At 71.4% G+C, this 15,296-nt stretch carries 18 protein-coding genes; 11 read left to right on the top strand and 7 right to left on the bottom strand.

What is annotated here, in order from left to right; translation table 11 throughout:
• Position 1 precedes the first annotated feature (1 nt).
• Positions 2-814: a helix-turn-helix domain-containing protein gene (locus J5V16_RS15060; protein WP_208497238.1), complete on the bottom strand. Its 813-nt coding sequence runs from the start codon at positions 812-814 to the stop codon at positions 2-4.
• A gap of 133 nt (positions 815-947) precedes the next feature.
• Here J5V16_RS15060 and J5V16_RS15055 point away from each other — a divergent pair, with 133 nt between their 5' ends.
• From J5V16_RS15055 to mobA, 3 genes are all read left to right on the top strand, one after another.
• On the top strand, positions 948-1,352 hold the full coding sequence (locus J5V16_RS15055) for a hypothetical protein (protein ID WP_208497236.1): 405 nt from the start codon (positions 948-950) through the stop codon (positions 1,350-1,352).
• A gap of 174 nt (positions 1,353-1,526) precedes the next feature.
• A complete protein-coding gene (locus tag J5V16_RS15050; RefSeq protein ID WP_208497234.1) occupies positions 1,527-2,507 on the top strand; it encodes a DUF4192 domain-containing protein in 981 nt (326 codons plus the stop codon).
• 141 nt (positions 2,508-2,648) lie between these two features.
• Positions 2,649-3,263 carry a molybdenum cofactor guanylyltransferase gene (gene mobA, locus J5V16_RS15045; RefSeq protein WP_208497232.1) on the top strand — a complete coding sequence of 205 codons (615 nt, stop codon included), beginning with the start codon at positions 2,649-2,651 and terminating at the stop codon, positions 3,261-3,263.
• Between the two features lie 459 nt (positions 3,264-3,722).
• Here the strand turns inward: mobA and J5V16_RS15040 are convergent, their stop codons facing one another.
• Both J5V16_RS15040 and J5V16_RS15035 read right to left on the bottom strand, forming a co-directional pair.
• Entirely contained in the window at positions 3,723-4,691 is a 969-nt protein-coding gene (locus J5V16_RS15040; protein ID WP_208497230.1) for a rhomboid family intramembrane serine protease, read from the bottom strand.
• A gap of 10 nt (positions 4,692-4,701) precedes the next feature.
• Positions 4,702-5,214: a peptidylprolyl isomerase gene (locus J5V16_RS15035; protein WP_208497228.1), complete on the bottom strand. Its 513-nt coding sequence runs from the start codon at positions 5,212-5,214 to the stop codon at positions 4,702-4,704.
• A 116-nt stretch (positions 5,215-5,330) separates the two neighbouring features.
• Between J5V16_RS15035 and J5V16_RS15030 the strand changes: the two genes are divergently transcribed.
• Positions 5,331-5,702, top strand: coding sequence for a hypothetical protein (locus tag J5V16_RS15030; RefSeq protein WP_208497226.1), 372 nt, complete (start codon positions 5,331-5,333; stop codon positions 5,700-5,702).
• A 411-nt stretch (positions 5,703-6,113) separates the two neighbouring features.
• Here J5V16_RS15030 and J5V16_RS15025 read toward each other — a convergent pair whose 3' ends face one another.
• A complete protein-coding gene (locus tag J5V16_RS15025; RefSeq protein WP_208497224.1) occupies positions 6,114-7,289 on the bottom strand; it encodes an aminotransferase-like domain-containing protein in 1,176 nt (391 codons plus the stop codon).
• A gap of 302 nt (positions 7,290-7,591) precedes the next feature.
• On the opposite strand from J5V16_RS15025, the gene J5V16_RS15020 reads away from it, so the two are divergent.
• Positions 7,592-8,110, top strand: coding sequence for a YbhB/YbcL family Raf kinase inhibitor-like protein (locus J5V16_RS15020; RefSeq protein WP_208497222.1), 519 nt, complete (start codon positions 7,592-7,594; stop codon positions 8,108-8,110).
• Complete coding sequence (locus tag J5V16_RS15015) at positions 8,103-9,260, top strand: thiolase family protein (RefSeq protein WP_208497220.1); 1,158 nt, start codon at positions 8,103-8,105, stop codon at positions 9,258-9,260. Before J5V16_RS15020 ends, J5V16_RS15015 begins: the two co-directional genes overlap by 8 nt.
• A 132-nt stretch (positions 9,261-9,392) precedes the next feature.
• Here the strand turns inward: J5V16_RS15015 and J5V16_RS15010 are convergent, their stop codons facing one another.
• Positions 9,393-9,656, bottom strand: a complete 264-nt coding sequence (locus J5V16_RS15010) for a cell division protein CrgA (RefSeq protein WP_208497218.1) — start codon at positions 9,654-9,656, stop codon at positions 9,393-9,395.
• Between the two features lie 229 nt (positions 9,657-9,885).
• On the opposite strand from J5V16_RS15010, the gene J5V16_RS15005 reads away from it, so the two are divergent.
• The 5 genes from J5V16_RS15005 to J5V16_RS14985 all read left to right on the top strand — a co-directional run bounded on the left by J5V16_RS15005 (position 9,886) and on the right by J5V16_RS14985 (position 13,314).
• Complete coding sequence (locus tag J5V16_RS15005; protein ID WP_208497216.1) at positions 9,886-10,941, top strand: class E sortase; 1,056 nt, start codon at positions 9,886-9,888, stop codon at positions 10,939-10,941.
• Between the two features lie 2 nt (positions 10,942-10,943).
• A complete protein-coding gene (locus tag J5V16_RS15000; protein ID WP_208497214.1) occupies positions 10,944-11,231 on the top strand; it encodes a hypothetical protein in 288 nt (95 codons plus the stop codon).
• Between the two features lie 42 nt (positions 11,232-11,273).
• A complete protein-coding gene (locus tag J5V16_RS14995; RefSeq protein WP_208497212.1) occupies positions 11,274-11,864 on the top strand; it encodes an anthranilate synthase component II in 591 nt (196 codons plus the stop codon).
• A 99-nt stretch (positions 11,865-11,963) separates the two neighbouring features.
• Positions 11,964-12,395, top strand: a complete 432-nt coding sequence (locus tag J5V16_RS14990) for a DUF7144 family membrane protein (protein WP_208497210.1) — start codon at positions 11,964-11,966, stop codon at positions 12,393-12,395.
• Positions 12,396-12,450: 55 nt separating this feature from the next.
• Positions 12,451-13,314, top strand: a complete 864-nt coding sequence (locus J5V16_RS14985; RefSeq protein WP_208497208.1) for a YihY/virulence factor BrkB family protein — start codon at positions 12,451-12,453, stop codon at positions 13,312-13,314.
• On the opposite strand, the gene J5V16_RS14980 is transcribed toward J5V16_RS14985, so the two are convergent.
• Together J5V16_RS14980 and J5V16_RS14975 are read right to left on the bottom strand one after the other, a co-directional pair.
• Positions 13,315-13,977 carry a response regulator gene (locus J5V16_RS14980; protein WP_208497206.1) on the bottom strand — a complete coding sequence of 221 codons (663 nt, stop codon included), beginning with the start codon at positions 13,975-13,977 and terminating at the stop codon, positions 13,315-13,317. It lies immediately after the preceding gene.
• Entirely contained in the window at positions 13,974-15,143 is a 1,170-nt protein-coding gene (locus J5V16_RS14975; RefSeq protein ID WP_208497204.1) for a sensor histidine kinase, read from the bottom strand. The genes J5V16_RS14980 and J5V16_RS14975 overlap by 4 nt, the downstream gene beginning before the upstream one ends.
• Positions 15,144-15,296: the final 153 nt, after the last annotated feature.

Here is a 15,296-nt window from a genome sequence, read left to right as displayed (position 1 = left end):
CTCACCCCTCGAGGGCAGCCCTCTGGAAGGCCTCCGCGGTGGCCTCGTCGAGGGGGAAGAACAGCTCCACGGCGAGCTCGGAGACGGTGATGTCGCGGGGCGCGCCGAAGGTCGCGATCGTCGTGAACATCGACAGCTCGCCCCTCGCCGACCGCACCCGCAGCGGCAGCGCGAACGGGCTCGGGGCCGCCCCGTCCCAGCCGTCGTCGTCCTCGGCCACCGGCTCGCGGTGGCGGACCTCCTCGATGAGATCGGCGACCGCAGGATCGCCGTCGATCGTCTCCTGCGCGCGCAAGCGGTCGAGGAAGTACTGCCTGACCTCGGCGAAGTTCCGCAGCCGCGGCGCGAGCCCGCGCGGATGGAGCGCCACCCTTGCGAGGTTCACGCGGCCGCTCAGCAGGTCGGGGTCGACCTCCTCCATCAGGACGCCCGCGCCGCCGTTGAAGTCGAGGAGGTTCCCGTACCGGTCGACGACGACCGCCGGGAGCGGATCGTGGTGCTCGAGGATCATCTCGACCGCCTGCCGGGCCGCGGCCAGCCGCTCGTCCCAGTAGTCGGTCTCGGCCCAGGCCGGGGCGTACCCGGCGGCGACCAGCAGCGCGTTGTGGTCCCGCATCGGCACGTCGAGCGCCTCGGCCAGGCGCAGCACCATCTGGCGGCTGGGCTCGGCCCGGCCGGTCTCGATGCGCGAGAGGTGCCGCGCCGACACTCCCGTATGGACGGACAGGTCGAACTGGCTGACGCGGCGGCGGCCGCGCCACTGCCGCAGCAGCGCGCCGAACGCGGTGAGTTCCGCAGTGGAAGAGGTGGTCACGGGCGCAACGATAGCCACGGGCGCGGCCGGAAACCATGACCTCGGAGGTCATTGCCGACACGACCCGCCCGGTCCAGGATTGGCGGCAAGCGGGGCGGCCGAGCCCCGCACGAACGATCGGGAGGAACCCCCCATGACCGCCACGACCGCCACCGCCAGCGCCCAGACCCGGCTCCGCGGCATCCTCCGCCTCGACGCCTTCGCCTGCGCCGGCTTCGGCCTCCTCCTCGCGGCGGGCGCGCCGCTCGCCGACCGCTTCCTCGGACTGGATCCGGCCTGGGCCGTGCCCTTCGGCGTCTACCTGCTGGGCTGCGCGGTGGCGCTGGGCCTGGTCGCCGGGTACCCCGACCTGGTGCGCGGCCAGGTGATCGGCGTCGTGGCGAACAACGTCCTTGCCGCGGCGGCCATGGCGGCGCTGCCGTTCACCGGCCTGGTCGAGCTGACCTTGGCGGGGTACGCCCTGATGCTCGGCGGGGCGGCGCTGGTGGCCGTGTTCGCCATCGCGGAGGAGGCGGGGCTGAAACGCCTGGAAGCCTGAGGCATTCCGAGCCGAAAGCCTGGGTCAGCGTTGCCACTGACCCGGGCTCTCAGCATGTACCACACCAGATAAGCCACGACAAATAATCCACAGCGTGACTTTCCTCTGATTCGGTTATCCACAGGTCAAAAATTAATTCTTGCCAGGAGTAGGCACGTCACGGACAGTTGATACATGCACACGACACAAGCGAGAATCCGGCTCAACGGCCCCACGGATCTACTGACGACGATCCCGCTGCTCCTGGGGTTCCACCCCGACCACAGCCTCGTCGTGGTGGGCCTGATCAACGGCGAACTGCAGTGCACCTTCCGGGTCGACCTGCCCGGCTCGGCCGACCACCTCGAGCACCTGGTGGACCTCACGCAGCAGTTGAGCCTCAACGAATGCGACGGCTGCGTGGTCGTCGTCTACGGCGAGGCGGAACTCGCGCAGGCGGTCTCCGAGCGGGTGTCGGTCAGGTACCACGCCGCCGGGATCGAACCGCTCGACCTGCTGCGCGTCGCGGAGGGCCGGTGGTTCAGCCTCACCTGCAGCAAGCCCTGCTGTCCGGCGGAAGGCCTGCCGATCCCCGAGACCTCCCCGGCCTCTTGCGAGGTGGCGGTCGCGGGCGGCTACGCCGAAGCCGACCGGAGCGCGATCGCGGCCCAACTCGCCCCGGCCCCACCGGGCCGGCGCGCGGCGGTGTCCCGGGCGGTCTTGGCGGCGCTCACTTCGGACGCCGAAATCGACTGGGGCGCACAGCGCGACCTCGACCTCCAGGCGATCGACCACTGGATGGACCAGAAGACCCTCCCCGATCTGGAAGCCATCGCCGACGTGGGGCTGGCCCTCGGCGACCTGGACATCCGCGACTACGCGCTGCGGCGCATCAACTCGGGCCGGTACGAGGCCAACCGGATCGACCTGTGGATCTGGGTCGCCAGGCACCTGGAGGACGACCTCCTCGCCCCGGCCGCGACGGTGGCGGGCTTCGCCGCCTACCGCTTCGGGAACGGCGTGCTCGCCTTGGAGGCCTTCGAACTCGCGTTGAAGGCGAGTCCGCACTACCGGCTCGCGCAGATGCTCATGGCCGCGCTGCAAGCCGGCATTCCACCGGGCGCACTGTCGCGCGTCGGCTGCGGCGGCCGAGAGGAAGCCGAGGTCAGCGACTGATAAACCGAAAACCCCAAGAGGGAGAACGAAACCAGCAGCGAGAAAGGAGAACGCGATGTCCAACGGCATCCGGAGGAAACCCGACCCGGGCGACCGCGCCGCGGCACCACGCGGACGCGGAGTGATCGCTACGCTGAGGGCATGGTTGAGCACCAGGGCGGCTTCGCCGCGATCATCCTCATCGGCGGCAAGGCCCGGCGGTTCGCCGGGTGCGCGAAGAGCGAACTGGTCGTCGGCGGCTCGACGATCCTGGAACGGATGCTCGCGGCCGCCGAAGGCGCGGTCTCCCGCGTCGTGGTGGGCACGCGGCCCTCCGACGCCGCTCCCCTCCCGCAGGGGGTGCTCCAGGTCCTGGAGGATCCACCGGGCACGGGCCCGGCCCGGGCGGTGCAGGCCGGTCTGGCAGTAGTGCCGGACGACTGCGACCGGGTGGCGATCCTCGGCGGCGACCTGCCGTTCCTGAGCGCTGAGGCGCTGGAGATGCTGCTCCAGCACGCGAGCGGAGCCGGCCCTCAGAGCGGGGCGCTGTTCTGCGACAACGCGGGGCGGCGGCAGTGGCTCTGCGGCCTGTGGCCCACCGACCTGGTCCGCGCCAACGCGGCCGAGGTCGAGCCGGGTTCCCCGGCGAGGCTCTTGTTCGACGGCATCGAAGTCAATACCGTCACCTGGGAGCACGCGAGTCCGCCCCCATGGTTCGACTGCGACACACCGGAAGACCTCGACCAAGCCCGAACCTGGGCCGCCGACCTCAAATAGCGCCGACAGTGCACTGACCGAGCACCCGACACACCACCCATCATCACCATCACCGGCGGCACCCGCCCGACCCGAACGCGCCCTTGGCGCAGTCGGTCGGCCAGGGAGCCACCCGGGCGGTCAACGACGACCGCCGGCCAGTCGCCCACCAGCGACGGCCCAAACCACCGAGCACGCAACCAACAACAGGGCGGGAGGGGTGGGGGCGGGGGGAGAGACCCAGGGAACGGAAAGCAGGTGCAGGCAGCCGAAGCGACCGATCGGGAACGCACGGACGCACCACGTTCAAGCTCGGACACGCTGCGGCCGAAAAACGCAAGGGCTGAACTAAGCCGTGCCCAGCACGATGGCTGGCAGGCAATGGAGGCCGAGCGCCCCCGCCCGGCGCAATGCAACAGGGTGGAACATGAGTTAAGCCGTGCCGGACCGCCGCGAAGCGGCGGCCCGTGGCTCAGGGGCTCAGACGATGTCGTACTGGTTGTCGAGCACGCCGGTCTGGAAGAACGTGGCCGCGGCCAGTGCCGCCAGGAGTACCGCGAAACCGACCCAGTGCAGGTAACGCCGCTCGCGCGGCGTGAAGGTCAGGATCGCGCCGCAGACGAAGCCCCCGACCAGCCCGCCGACGTGGCCCGCGAAGCTGAAGCCCATAACGAGCGTCAGGACCAGGTTGAGGCCCAGGAGCACGTAGATGCCCTGGTTGTCGCGGCGGAGCTTGCGGTTGACCATGATCAGCAGGCCGAAGAGGCCGTACACGGCGCCGGAGGCGCCGGCGGTCGAGGTGTCGAACGCGAACAGGTAGACCGCGACCGAGCCGGCCAGGCCCGAGAGCATGTAGGCCGCGAGGAACCGCGCGGGTCCGAGGTCGCGTTCGAGGACCCGACCGAGCATCCACAGCACCACCATGTTGAACAGCAGGTGGAAGACGCCGAAGTGCATGAACATGGCGGTGACCATGCGGTAGTAGCCGCCGTCGGCGACGAACGGCATCGACACGGCGCGGCCGAAGATGTCGACCGTGGCGGCGGTGTCGGTGACGAACCCGATGTTCCCCGGCAGCAGCGCCCCGCTCTGGTAGCCGGGCAGGTAGCCGATCTGGGCGCCGAGCCAGTGCAGCGGGGTCGAGCCGGAGGTCGTAGCTGCCGCGAGGCTGCCGGCCGAGATGACCGCGAGCAGGAACACGGCGACGTTGAGGCCGATGAGGACCTTGGTCACGGTGCCTGCGGCGCCTGCGCGGGCGCCGCCGCCGAACGAGGAGCGCGTCTTGCGCATCGTCCGGCGGCCGGCGGCCACGCAGTCAGGGCATTGGAACCCGACGGGAGCGTCGATGCGGCAGTCGGCGCAGATCGGCTTGTCGCAGCGGACGCACCGCAGGTACGTCTGGCGGTTCCGGTGGCGATAGCAGGTGGGGGCCGACTGCTCGTCGCTCATCGAGCAGTCGTTACTTCTCGATGACGACGGAGTTGATGACCACGTCCTCGACCGGGCGGTCCATCGGGCCGGTCGCGACCTTGCCGATGCGGTCCACGACGGCCTTGGAGGCCTCGTCGACGACCTTGCCGAAGATGGTGTGGCGGAAGTTCAGGTGCGGGGTCGGGCCCAGCGTGATGAAGAACTGCGAGCCGTTGGTGCCCGGTCCCGCGTTCGCCATGGCGAGCAGGTAGGGCTCGCCGAAGTGCAGGTCGGGGTGGAACTCGTCGGCGAACTGGTAGCCGGGTCCGCCGCGGCCGGTGCCGGTCGGGTCGCCGCCCTGGATCATGAAGCCGTCGATGATGCGGTGGAAGATGACACCGTCGTAATACGGGCCGGAGCCGGGCTGCCCGGTGCTCGGGTCCTTGTACTCCTTGGTGCCCTCGGCCAGACCCACGAAGTTCGCCACGGTCTTGGGCGCGTGGTTGTCGAGCAGTTCGATCGTGATGTCGCCGTTGTTGGTCTTCAGCGTCGCCTTCGTCATGGCGTCTATGGTGCCAGACCGCCGAGGTTCGTCCAACTTTCTCCCCCGTTTCCCTCGACGGGTGTCACAGGTCGGGGCACGATGAGACCAACAGGCACCTAGAGGAGGCATTCACTATGGGCTTCAGCCGACACGCCACGACTCCGCGCAAGGAGGCCGTGGACCATTTCACGCAGGGTGTGACCTCGCTCAAGCACGCGGGCGTCGCTGCGGCCAGGGGGACGAAGGAGGCGGCCGCTCCGAAGGTCAACGTCGTCCTGACGAAGGTCGGGCTCCGCAAGCCGCCGGCCCGGAAGTGGCCGTGGGTCTTGGGGGCGATCGGCGCGGGACTCGCGCTCGGGGGCGCCGCCGCGTACCTGTGGTACCGGCAGCGGACCGAGACGATCGGGGAGGCGCTGCTCGCGGACGAGCTCCTGGACGACACGGAGCTCCGCAACAACAACGACCGGGCGCTCACCGAAGAGCTCGTCGACAGCGTCACCCGCTGAAGGCCGCGCTCGAAGAGCGCGGCATCGGGGCGAGGCCGCAACGGCTGAGCCGCGGAGAAATGGATATCGGGGGCGACCGGCCGGCGACAGCGCCGGCCGGGGCCTAAGTGCGATCGCGGGGCAGGACCCGCGGTGGCACGAGCACCGGGGATCCGCGGCGACGCGGGTCCCCGCAGGCGTGTGAAGACAACGCCGGACCGGTGTCTCGCCTCGGGGGGAGTGGGCGAGTCCACCGATCCGGCGTCAATGGGGGCGGGATAACGTCCGCACCGCGGCGAACCGCGGTCACGCACCGATCTTCGCTCCCCGTTTCCGTTCTGGGAAGGGCACCGCGGTGGCGGTTATACGCCATGGCGCATAACCGCCATCCATTGTCGACGTAATGCTCTGAGTCGACCACGGAGGGTGCGGCTAGCGGCCCTTCGAGGCCTCGACGGCCTTCGCGAGGCGGCGCACGCCTTCGTCGATGCGGTCGGCCTTGACCGCCGAGTAGGCCAGGCGCAGGCAGCTCTCGCCGCCTTCGAGCACGAAGTCGGTGCCCTTGACGACCTGGACGCCCTCGTCGTTCGCGGCGGCCGCGACCTTCGCGCAGTCGACGCCCTCGCCGAGGTCGACCCACAGGAAGTAGCCGCCGTCGGGGACGATGAACTCGGCGTTCGGCAGGTGCGCCCGCAGTGAAGCGGAGAGCTGGTCGACGCGCTCCTCGAGGGCGGCCTTCACCGTCGCGATGGAGCGGTCGAGCGCCCCCGAGGCCGCGAACTGGTGGATCGTGGCCTGCGCGAACATGTTCGGCGCGATGTAGGTGTTGGTGGCGGCGGCCGCGATCTTCGCGATGATGTCGGCCGGGCCGACCAGGTAGCCGGTGCGCAGACCCGGGCAGACGGTCTTGGAGAACGAGCACGCGTAGACGACGCGGCCCGTCTCGTCCTGCTCGAGCATGGTCGGGAACTGCTCGCCGCGGAAGCGGATGTCGTAGTACGGGTCGTCCTCGAAGATCGTGAACTCGTACTCGTTCGCGAGCTGCAGCAGCCGCGTGCGCTTCTCGCCCGAGAGCGTCACGCCCGCCGGGTTCTGGAAGTTCGGGATGATGTGCGCGAGGGTCGGGCGGACGCCGCCCTTGAGGATCCCCTCGAGCTCGTCGACGTCGAGGCCGTCGGCCTGGAGGCGCACCGGGTGCAGTTCGCCGCGGCGGTTGCGCAGGCCCAGGAGGGTGCGGTCGTAGGTCGGGCGCTCGACGATCACCGGCGAGTCGGGCTTGACGAGCTCGTCGAACAGGAACGCGTCGGCCTGCATGGAACCGTTCGTGACCAGCACGTTCTCGGCCTTGACGCCGTGCTTGGCGGCGATCCGCTCGCGCAGCGGGCCGTACCCCACTGACGTGCCGTAGCCGGTGACCCCGGCCGGATCGGCTTCGAGCGCGGCCACGGCGGCGGCCTTGAGCCCCTCGGTGTCGACGATGTCGAGCGACGGGGCGCCCCGGGAGAAAGAGATGACGTCGGTGTTCGGCATGACACCAGCGTAAATGGCCCGCAGGGCGGACGTCGAGCGGCATATGCGCGGGCCTCGGCGCGCCTCACCGGGCGGCATCGCGGGACAGGTTCGGGCACACCGGCGCACGCGGCGGCAGTGCCCTTCGCAGACGTGTCCACGATGCGGACGCGCGGGCCGGGGAGCGGGCGGCGCGAATCGTTGAAACGGGGTCAGCCGGCGGCGGGTCGCGCAGCCCGGTCGCGCGGGCGGCCGGACCGCGATACGGTGCAGTTGCGGGGTTCCGGCGCCCCGCGAGGCACTTGACGGTTCCGTTGCATACGCGGCCCCGCAGCCGAAGACGGCCGTTCGTCCGAACCGGGCGGCGGCCGGCGACGCGGGCCGAGAAGTTGAGGAGAACGATGACGTCGCTCGACCGCACCAGGGCCCCGTGGCCCTACGATTTCCTGCCCCAGCTCCCGTCGTTCACGGTGGTCTCGGACGACGTCGCCGACAAGTCGACGCTCGACGTCGCGCAGGTCGCGGGCCAGGACGTCTCCCCGCACCTGGCCTGGTCGGGCTACCCCGAAGCGACAGCCGGGTTCGCCGTGACCTGCTTCGACCCCGACGCGCCGACCGGTTCGGGCTGGTGGCACTGGATGCTCCTCGGCCTCGACGCGTCCGTGACCGAGCTGCCCACCGGCGCCGCGGCCGCGCCACCCGCCGGGACGGTGCAGCTGCGCAACGACTCCGGGACCGTCGGATACGCGGGCGCCGCGCCGCCGCCCGGCGACCCCGAGCACCGCTACCTGTTCGCCGTGCACGCCCTGCGGGCGCCCGTCGTGGTCGATCCGAGCGTCTCGATGGCGGTCGGGGCCTTCCACCTCACGTTCAACGCGATCGCGCGGGCCGTGATCGCGCCGGTGTACCGCAATGCCTGAGGCCGTCATCCTCGCCGCCGCCCGCACGCCGCTGGGCCGGCGCGGCGGCGTGCTCGCGGGCGTCCACGCCGTGGACCTCGCCGCGCACGCGATGAACGCGGCGCTGGAACGCTCCGGTCTGGGACCGGACGCCGTCGACGACGTGGTGCTCGGCTGCGTCTCGCAGGTCGGCGAGCAGTCCTGGAACGTCGCCCGCAACGCGGTGCTCGCGGCGGGCTGGCCCGACCGCATCCCCGGGACCACCGTGGACCGCCAATGCGGTTCGAGCCAGCAGGCGGTGTCGTTCGCGGCCGCCGCGGTACTGGCCGGGCACGCCGACGTGGTCGTGGCGGGCGGCGTCGAGTCGATGAGCCGCGTCCCGATGGGCTCGAGCGTGGGCGCCGGGGCGGGGGAGCCGTACGGGCCGGTCGTGCGCGAACGCTATGCGGCGCATGTGGACGCGACGGCGCCGGTGCTGTTCAACCAGGGCCTGGCCGCCGAGCTGGTGGCCGAGCGGTACGGGATCTCGCGGGAGGCGATGGACGGGTTCGCCCTCGCCAGCCACGAGAAGGCCGCGGCCGCGAGCGACGGCGGCGCGTTCGCCGCCGAGATTGCGGCCGTCGCGGGCGTTTCGGCGGACGAGGGCATCCGGCGGGACACGAGCATGGCGAAGTTGGCCGGGCTGAAGCCGGCGTTCACGGCGGAGGGCTCGGTGACGGCGGGGTCGTCGTCGCAGATCTCGGACGGGGCGGCGGCGCTGGTCATCACGACGGACGAGCACGCGCGGCGGCTCGGTGTGCGGCCGCTGGCACGCATCGCGGCGGCGTGCACGGTCGGCTCGGATCCGGTGCTCATGCTGGACGGCCCGATCCCGGCGACGGCGCGGATCCTCGCGCGGGCGGGGCTGGACCTGGACGAGATCGACGTGTTCGAGGTGAACGAGGCGTTCGCGGCGATCCCGCTCGCGTGGCTGGCCGAGACCGGCGCGGACGAGGAGCGGCTGAACCCGCGCGGCGGCGCGATCGCGCTCGGGCACCCGCTCGGGGCCTCGGGGGCGCGGCTGGCCGCGACGATGCTGCATTACATGCGCGACACCGATTCCCGGCGCGGGCTGCAGGTGATGTGCGAGGGCGGCGGCATGGCCAACGCGACGGTCTTCGAGCTCCTGTGAGACCTCGAATCCGGATGGATCAGGAAATATCCTGATATATCCACCCTTAAGGGACCCCTGGCACAACAGTACGCCAGGGGTCCGACACTTTGGTTTAGAACAAGTCGCGAGGGGTCTTCGCGTGCGCCGGGGTCAGCGCCACTTCGAGAGGACGAGGAGGGCCGCGACCATGCAGGAGAAGCCGACCGCGAGGTTCCAGTAACCCCAGGCGGCCACGGGGAACTCCATGCCCGAGAGGTAGAACAGGGTCAGCCAGCCGATGCCGATCACGATGAGGGCGACGGCGGTGATCGGCACCCACATCGGGCTCGGCTCGTAGCTCTCGCCCGAGGTCGAACTCGTACTCGCGCCGGAGCTTGAGTAGACCTTCTTCTTGCGCACACGTGACTTCGGCATCGACGACTCTCCAACTGAGGGACATGTCCGGCGTCCAGGGTACCGTCCGCCGGTGACGCGCCGTCCGCGCGGCATCGCGTAGCTCACACCCGCGCGGGTGAGCTGCCGAAGCGTCCCTGGTGGACGCGGTCGCGCCCGGTCCCGACGCGATCGCGCCGGGCCCGCGCACCCCTGCCCGTTCGGTTGATATTCGGGTTCGCGGAACAACCCTAGGATTGCCTCGCGCGTTATGGTTACGAGATCCCCCTACGAAGAGAACACCGGCACTATGGAGGCGAAGTTCCAGGTGAGCGATCAGGACTGGTCCCCCTTCGCGAACGAGCCTCTGCCGCCCCGGCGGCCCTCGCCGGGCCCGATGGGGCGACCCCCCTCGCCCACCCCGGGCCGCGCCAGCGTCCCCGTGCCGAACGCCGCCCCCGCCCCGGCCGCCGCCGACCCCGACCGGACCACCGCGCTCCGCCCGCCCGGGCTCGCCAAGAAGTCCCTCGTGCCCGAACCCGACGGGACCGCGATCCTCCCGGTCATCCCCGCCGCAGAGACGCCCGCGCCGCCCGGCGCCGACTCGGAGGCCCGCAAGAAGCGGTCGGTCAAGCGCCACCGCAGCGACGGCGGCCTGCGCACCACCGTGCGCGGCCTCGGCGAAACCCTCATCACCCTCGGCGCGATCGTCCTCCTCTACGCCGGGTACGAGGTCTTCGGCGTCTCCGAGCAGATCAACAACGAGCAGGAGACCCTCTCGGGCGACCTCGACACGATCTGGGACGGCACGGTAGAAGAGGAGGGCGTCGACGGCGCGCCCGTCCCCGAACTCGGCGACGCGTTCGCGCGCATGTGGGCGCCCGACATCCGGGCCGAGTCGTGGACCCTCGTCGAGGGCACCGAGCCGGCCGACATCGAATACGCGCCCGGCCGCTACCTCGACGGCGCCTACCCCGGCGAGCAGGGCAACTTCACCCTCGCCGGCCACAACGTGCCCGCGATCTTCTCCGAGATCCGCTCCCTCGAGCCCGGCGACAAGGTCGTCATCGAGACCAAGGAGAACTTCTACATCTACGAGGTGCAGGAGCACGAGGTCGTCAACGAGACCCAGATCGACATCACCGCCCCCGTCCCCGGCGAGCCCGGCGTCGAGCCCGGCGACGAGGACTACTGGCTGACCCTGTTCACCTGCCACCCCAGGTGGGACAATTACGAGCGCTACGTCGTCTACAGCCAGCTGGTGGACACGATCGAGCGCGACCCCGCGGGCGACCTGCCCGACGCGGCGATCGACGCGGAGGCCTAGACGTGTACTCGTGGATCTGGCGCAAGCTCCCCGGCGGCCTGGCGGGTAAACTGATCGGCTCGGTCGCATTGACGCTGGGCGTCGTCGCGCTGCTGTGGTACGTGGTGTTCCCGACGGTGCGGCCGATGATGCCGTGGAGCAACGTGGACTCGGGCGTCGTCAACGAAGAGGGCGGCGGCGAGAGCGGCGCTCCCGAAGAGGACGAGACGTGCGTGCCCGGCGTGAACTGCCAGGGCACCGGCTTCGACCCCGAGGACTGGCAGACCGCGGAGTCCCCGGACGGGGAGTAGACACTACGAACGCACTGGTGGGGGCGATGATGGAACATACCGATGGGTAGCGTGCTGGTCGTCGACTTCCGCGACTCGTTCGTCCACACCATCGTCTCCTACCTGCGGGCGCTCGGCGCCCGCGTGGAGGTGCGCCGCTCCGACCGGACCGATGTGGACGAAGCCGTCGAGCTGCGCCCGATCGGCGTGCTCCTCTCCCCCGGGCCCGGGCGGCCCGACGAGGCCCGGCTCGGCCACGACCTGCTCGACCGGTTCGCCGGCGACGTGCCCGTCCTCGGCGTGTGCCTGGGGCACCAGGTGATCGCCGAGCACTGGGGCGCAGAGGTGACGCGCGCGGCCGAGCTGCGGCACGGCGAGACCTCGCCGATCCGCCACGACGGCGAAGGCGTCTTCGCCGGGCTCGCGAACCCGTTCACCGCCACCCGCTACCACTCCCTCGCCGTCGAGCCCGCGACCGTCCGCGACCCCCTCGTCGTGACCGCGACCAGCGACGACGGCACCGTCATGGGCCTGCGGCACCGCACCCTCGACGTCGAGGGCGTCCAGTTCCACCCCGAGTCGATCCTCACCGAGGACGGCAGCGCCCTCCTCGGGAACTGGCTGCGCCGCTTGGACGACCGCACAGCCGACTAGCGCCGCCGTGAGCGTGGAAGCCGCGCCCGGCGCGCCCCGTCGCCTAAGCTGTGTGCGCAAGCGGCGCTTCCGGCGCCGACCGGCGCCCCGGGGGACCGCATGACTCGAGAGGACTGGCCGCCACGCCGCAGCGCGGGCGGCTCCGCGCTCGCGGGCGTCCTTCTCCTGGCCATGGGCGCGTGGCAGATCGGCATCGGGTTCGCGATCGCGGGCGGCGACGCGTTCGTCTTCACCGGCGGCGGCTACTGGTACCGGGGCGACAACACCGGCTGGGGCTGGGTCAACCTCGCGATCGGCTTCGCGGCCTTCGTGATCGGGCTCGGCCAGCTCGGCATGGCGCGCCGCCTCGCGCACTGGGGCGCGCACCCGGTGCCCGCCCTCGTGATCGCCGGGGCCTGCGCGGTCAACCAGGTCCTCCTCGCACCGCAGTACCCACTGTGGACCTCCGTGGTGATCGCGATGGACGTGTTCGCGGTGTGGGCGCTCGCCACCCGCACCCGCTCCCGCGAGTCCGACCGGTTCGGCTCCTAGTGCCGGTTTCTCCCGAACCGGCCCGCCCCGGCGCGGAGCCTGGCACGGTGAAGTCATGTTCGCCCGACTCTGGAACGCCGCCAAACGGTACGGAGGCGGCAGCCGCGGCGACACCGCCGCAGCCCTCACCTACTACTCCGTCATGTCGCTGTTCCCCGCGATCCTCGTGGGCGCCAGCGTCATCGGCCTGCTCGACGAGGACGCGACCGCCGCGCTCCTCGACGGCATCGCCTCCCTCGCGCCCGGCGCGAGCCTCGACATCATCGAAGACGCCGTCGCGCGCCTCCAGATGAACCCCGCCGCCGCGGGCGTCCTCGCGATATTCGGCCTCCTCGCGGCCCTGTGGGCCGCCTCGAACTACGTCGCCGCGTTCTCGCGTGCCCTCAACGCGGTCAACGGGACCGGCGAGACCCGCAAATGGTGGACCGTCCTCATCGTCCGGGTCGTGCTCACCCTCGTCGTCGGCGCGCTGACCGCCGTGTGCGGGCTCGTCGCCGCCACCGGTGGGTCGGTCGCGCGCGCGATCGGCGAGGCCGTCAACGCGGGCGGCGGCGCGGTCGCCGTGTGGAGCTGGGTGAAATGGCCGATCGTGATCATCCTGGTCATCGTGATCGTGACCCTGCTGTACTGGCTCGCCCCCGCCAAGCGCTCCCGGTTCCGCCAGCGCGCGCCGGGCGCGGCGCTCGCGGTGGTGCTGTGGATCGCGGCGTCCGTGCTGTTCGGGCTGTACGCGGCGAACTTCGGGAGCTACGACAAGACGTACGGGGCGCTGGGCGGGGTGATCGTGTTCCTGGTGTGGCTGTGGATCACGAACGCGGCCTTGCTGTTCGGTGCGGAGTTCAACGCGGTGGAGGACCCGGAGTCGGACACGGCGGGGACGGCGGCGGGCGAGGCGGGGGAGCCGAGCGCCGCCGAGTAGCTAGGCGGCCCCTTTGGGCTGGACGAGGCCCGATTCGTAGGCGAAGACGACGAGGCCGGCGCGGTCGCGTACGGCGAGTTTCATCATGGCGCGGTGGACGTGGGTCTTGGCGGTGGCGGGGCTGATGAAGAGGCGTTCAGCGATCTCGCTGTTGGTGAGGCCGCGGGCGACGAGGGCGACGATCTCGGTCTCGCGGGTGGTGAGGCCGTCGACCTGGCCGGCGAGGCGCGAGGGCGGGTGGGCGACGTATTCGGCGACGAGTTTCGCGGCGATCTGCGGGGAGAGGAGGGTCTCGCCGGCGGCGGCGGCGCGGACGCAGCGGAGGAGTTCTTCGGGTTCGGTGTCTTTCACGAGGTAGCCGGCGGCGCCGGCGCGGAGGGCGTCGAAGACGTAGGCGTCGAAGGAGTAGTTGGTGAGCATGACGACGCGGAGGTCGGCGAGTCTTTCGTCGGCGGCGATGGCGCGGACGGCGCTGATGCCGTCGCCGCCGGGCATCTCGACGTCGAGGAGGGCGACGTCGGGCCGGTATTCGCCGGCGAGGCGGGCGGCGGTGGGGCCGTCGGCGGCTTCGGCGACGACGGTCATGTCGTCTTCGGCGTCGATGAGGGCGCGGAAGCCGCCGCGCATGAGGGGCTGGTCGTCGGCGAGGAGGACCCGGATCATCGCGTGCTCCTGGTGTCGGGGGCGGGGGCGGCCTGGGCGGGGACGGCGCCGCTCGGTACGGCGGGTTCGGGGAACGGGAGCGTCGCGGTGACGGTGAAGCCGTAGTCGCCGGGGCCGATGTCGAGGGTGCCGCCGAGGGCGTCGACGCGTTCGCGCATGCCGGTGAGGCCGCGGCCGGGCGCGACGGTGCGGGTGCGGCCGTTGTCGGCGACTTCGACGACGAGGGCGTCTTCGCCGCGGTGCACGCGCACCCTGACGCGGTCGCCCGCGGAGTGGCGGACGGCGTTCGTCAGGGCCTCCTGGACGATCCGGTAGGCGGCGTGGTCGATCTCCTCGTCGAGGACGGCGGTCTCGTCCACTTCGCATTCGACGTCGATGGTGAAGCCGAGGCCCCGGTAGCGGTCGGCGAGGGGCTTGACGCGGGAGAGGCGGTGGCCTTCGTCGTCGCGGAGCATCGTGAGGGTCTCGCGCAGTTCGCGGGTGGCGTCCTTCGCGGCCTCTTCGACGGCGACGAGTGCGGGCGGGGGCTCCTCGCCGCGTTTGCGGGCGAGGTGGAGGGCGACGCCGGCCTGGACGCGGATGACGGAGATGGAGTGGGTGAGGGAGTCGTGCAGTTCGCGGGCGATGCGGACGCGTTCGTCGGCGGCCTTGCGCTTGACCGCCTCCTCGCGGGTGTGCTCGGCTTCGGCCATGTACGCGTCGCGCTGGCGGCGGGACTCGCCGGAGATGAGGGCGACGTGGAGCCAGCCGATGACGAGCATGGATTGCTCTAGGACGTCCCCGGTGAAGTGGAACCCGGCGGAGCTCCAGTTCCCGAGCATGGTGACCGCGGAGACGAGCAGGACGAGGCTGACGGTGAGCCGCCGGTGGCCGCGGTACATGGCGACGGCGATCGCGACCAGCGCCGGGACGGCGGCGAGGGGACCGACGCCGAGGTGGCCGGAGGCGACGAGCGCGGCGACGGTGACGAGCATGACCGCGCGGGGGTAGCGCCGCCACAGCGGGAACACGAGGGGGCCGACGGCGAGGAGGGGCCAGCCGTACCAGGCCAGGCCGTCGCCGACGGCTTTCGCGACGCCCGAGGTGAGCGTGTCGGCGAGGAGGACCGCGGCCACGACCAGGTCGAGGCGCGTTCCCGAGAGGCGGTTTCCGGCGGGGACTGGCATGGCCCCAATCCTAGGGCGGGGCCGTCACCTCGGCGTCGGCCCGCAGTGCAGCCGGTTCGTACGGCGCAGGGTGTACGCCGGGGGCGCGGATGCGCCGCTCGTCGCGGCCCTGAATGTCGGCGCGGGGACGACGCGCGGCGGGGCCGCGGCGGG

The sequence above is a fragment of the Glycomyces niveus genome (assembly GCF_017592475.1).
Classification (GTDB): domain Bacteria; phylum Actinomycetota; class Actinomycetes; order Mycobacteriales; family Micromonosporaceae; genus Glycomyces; species Glycomyces niveus.
Note: the sequence above shows the minus strand (reverse complement) of the source record. Positions and strands in the feature narration are given on the sequence as shown.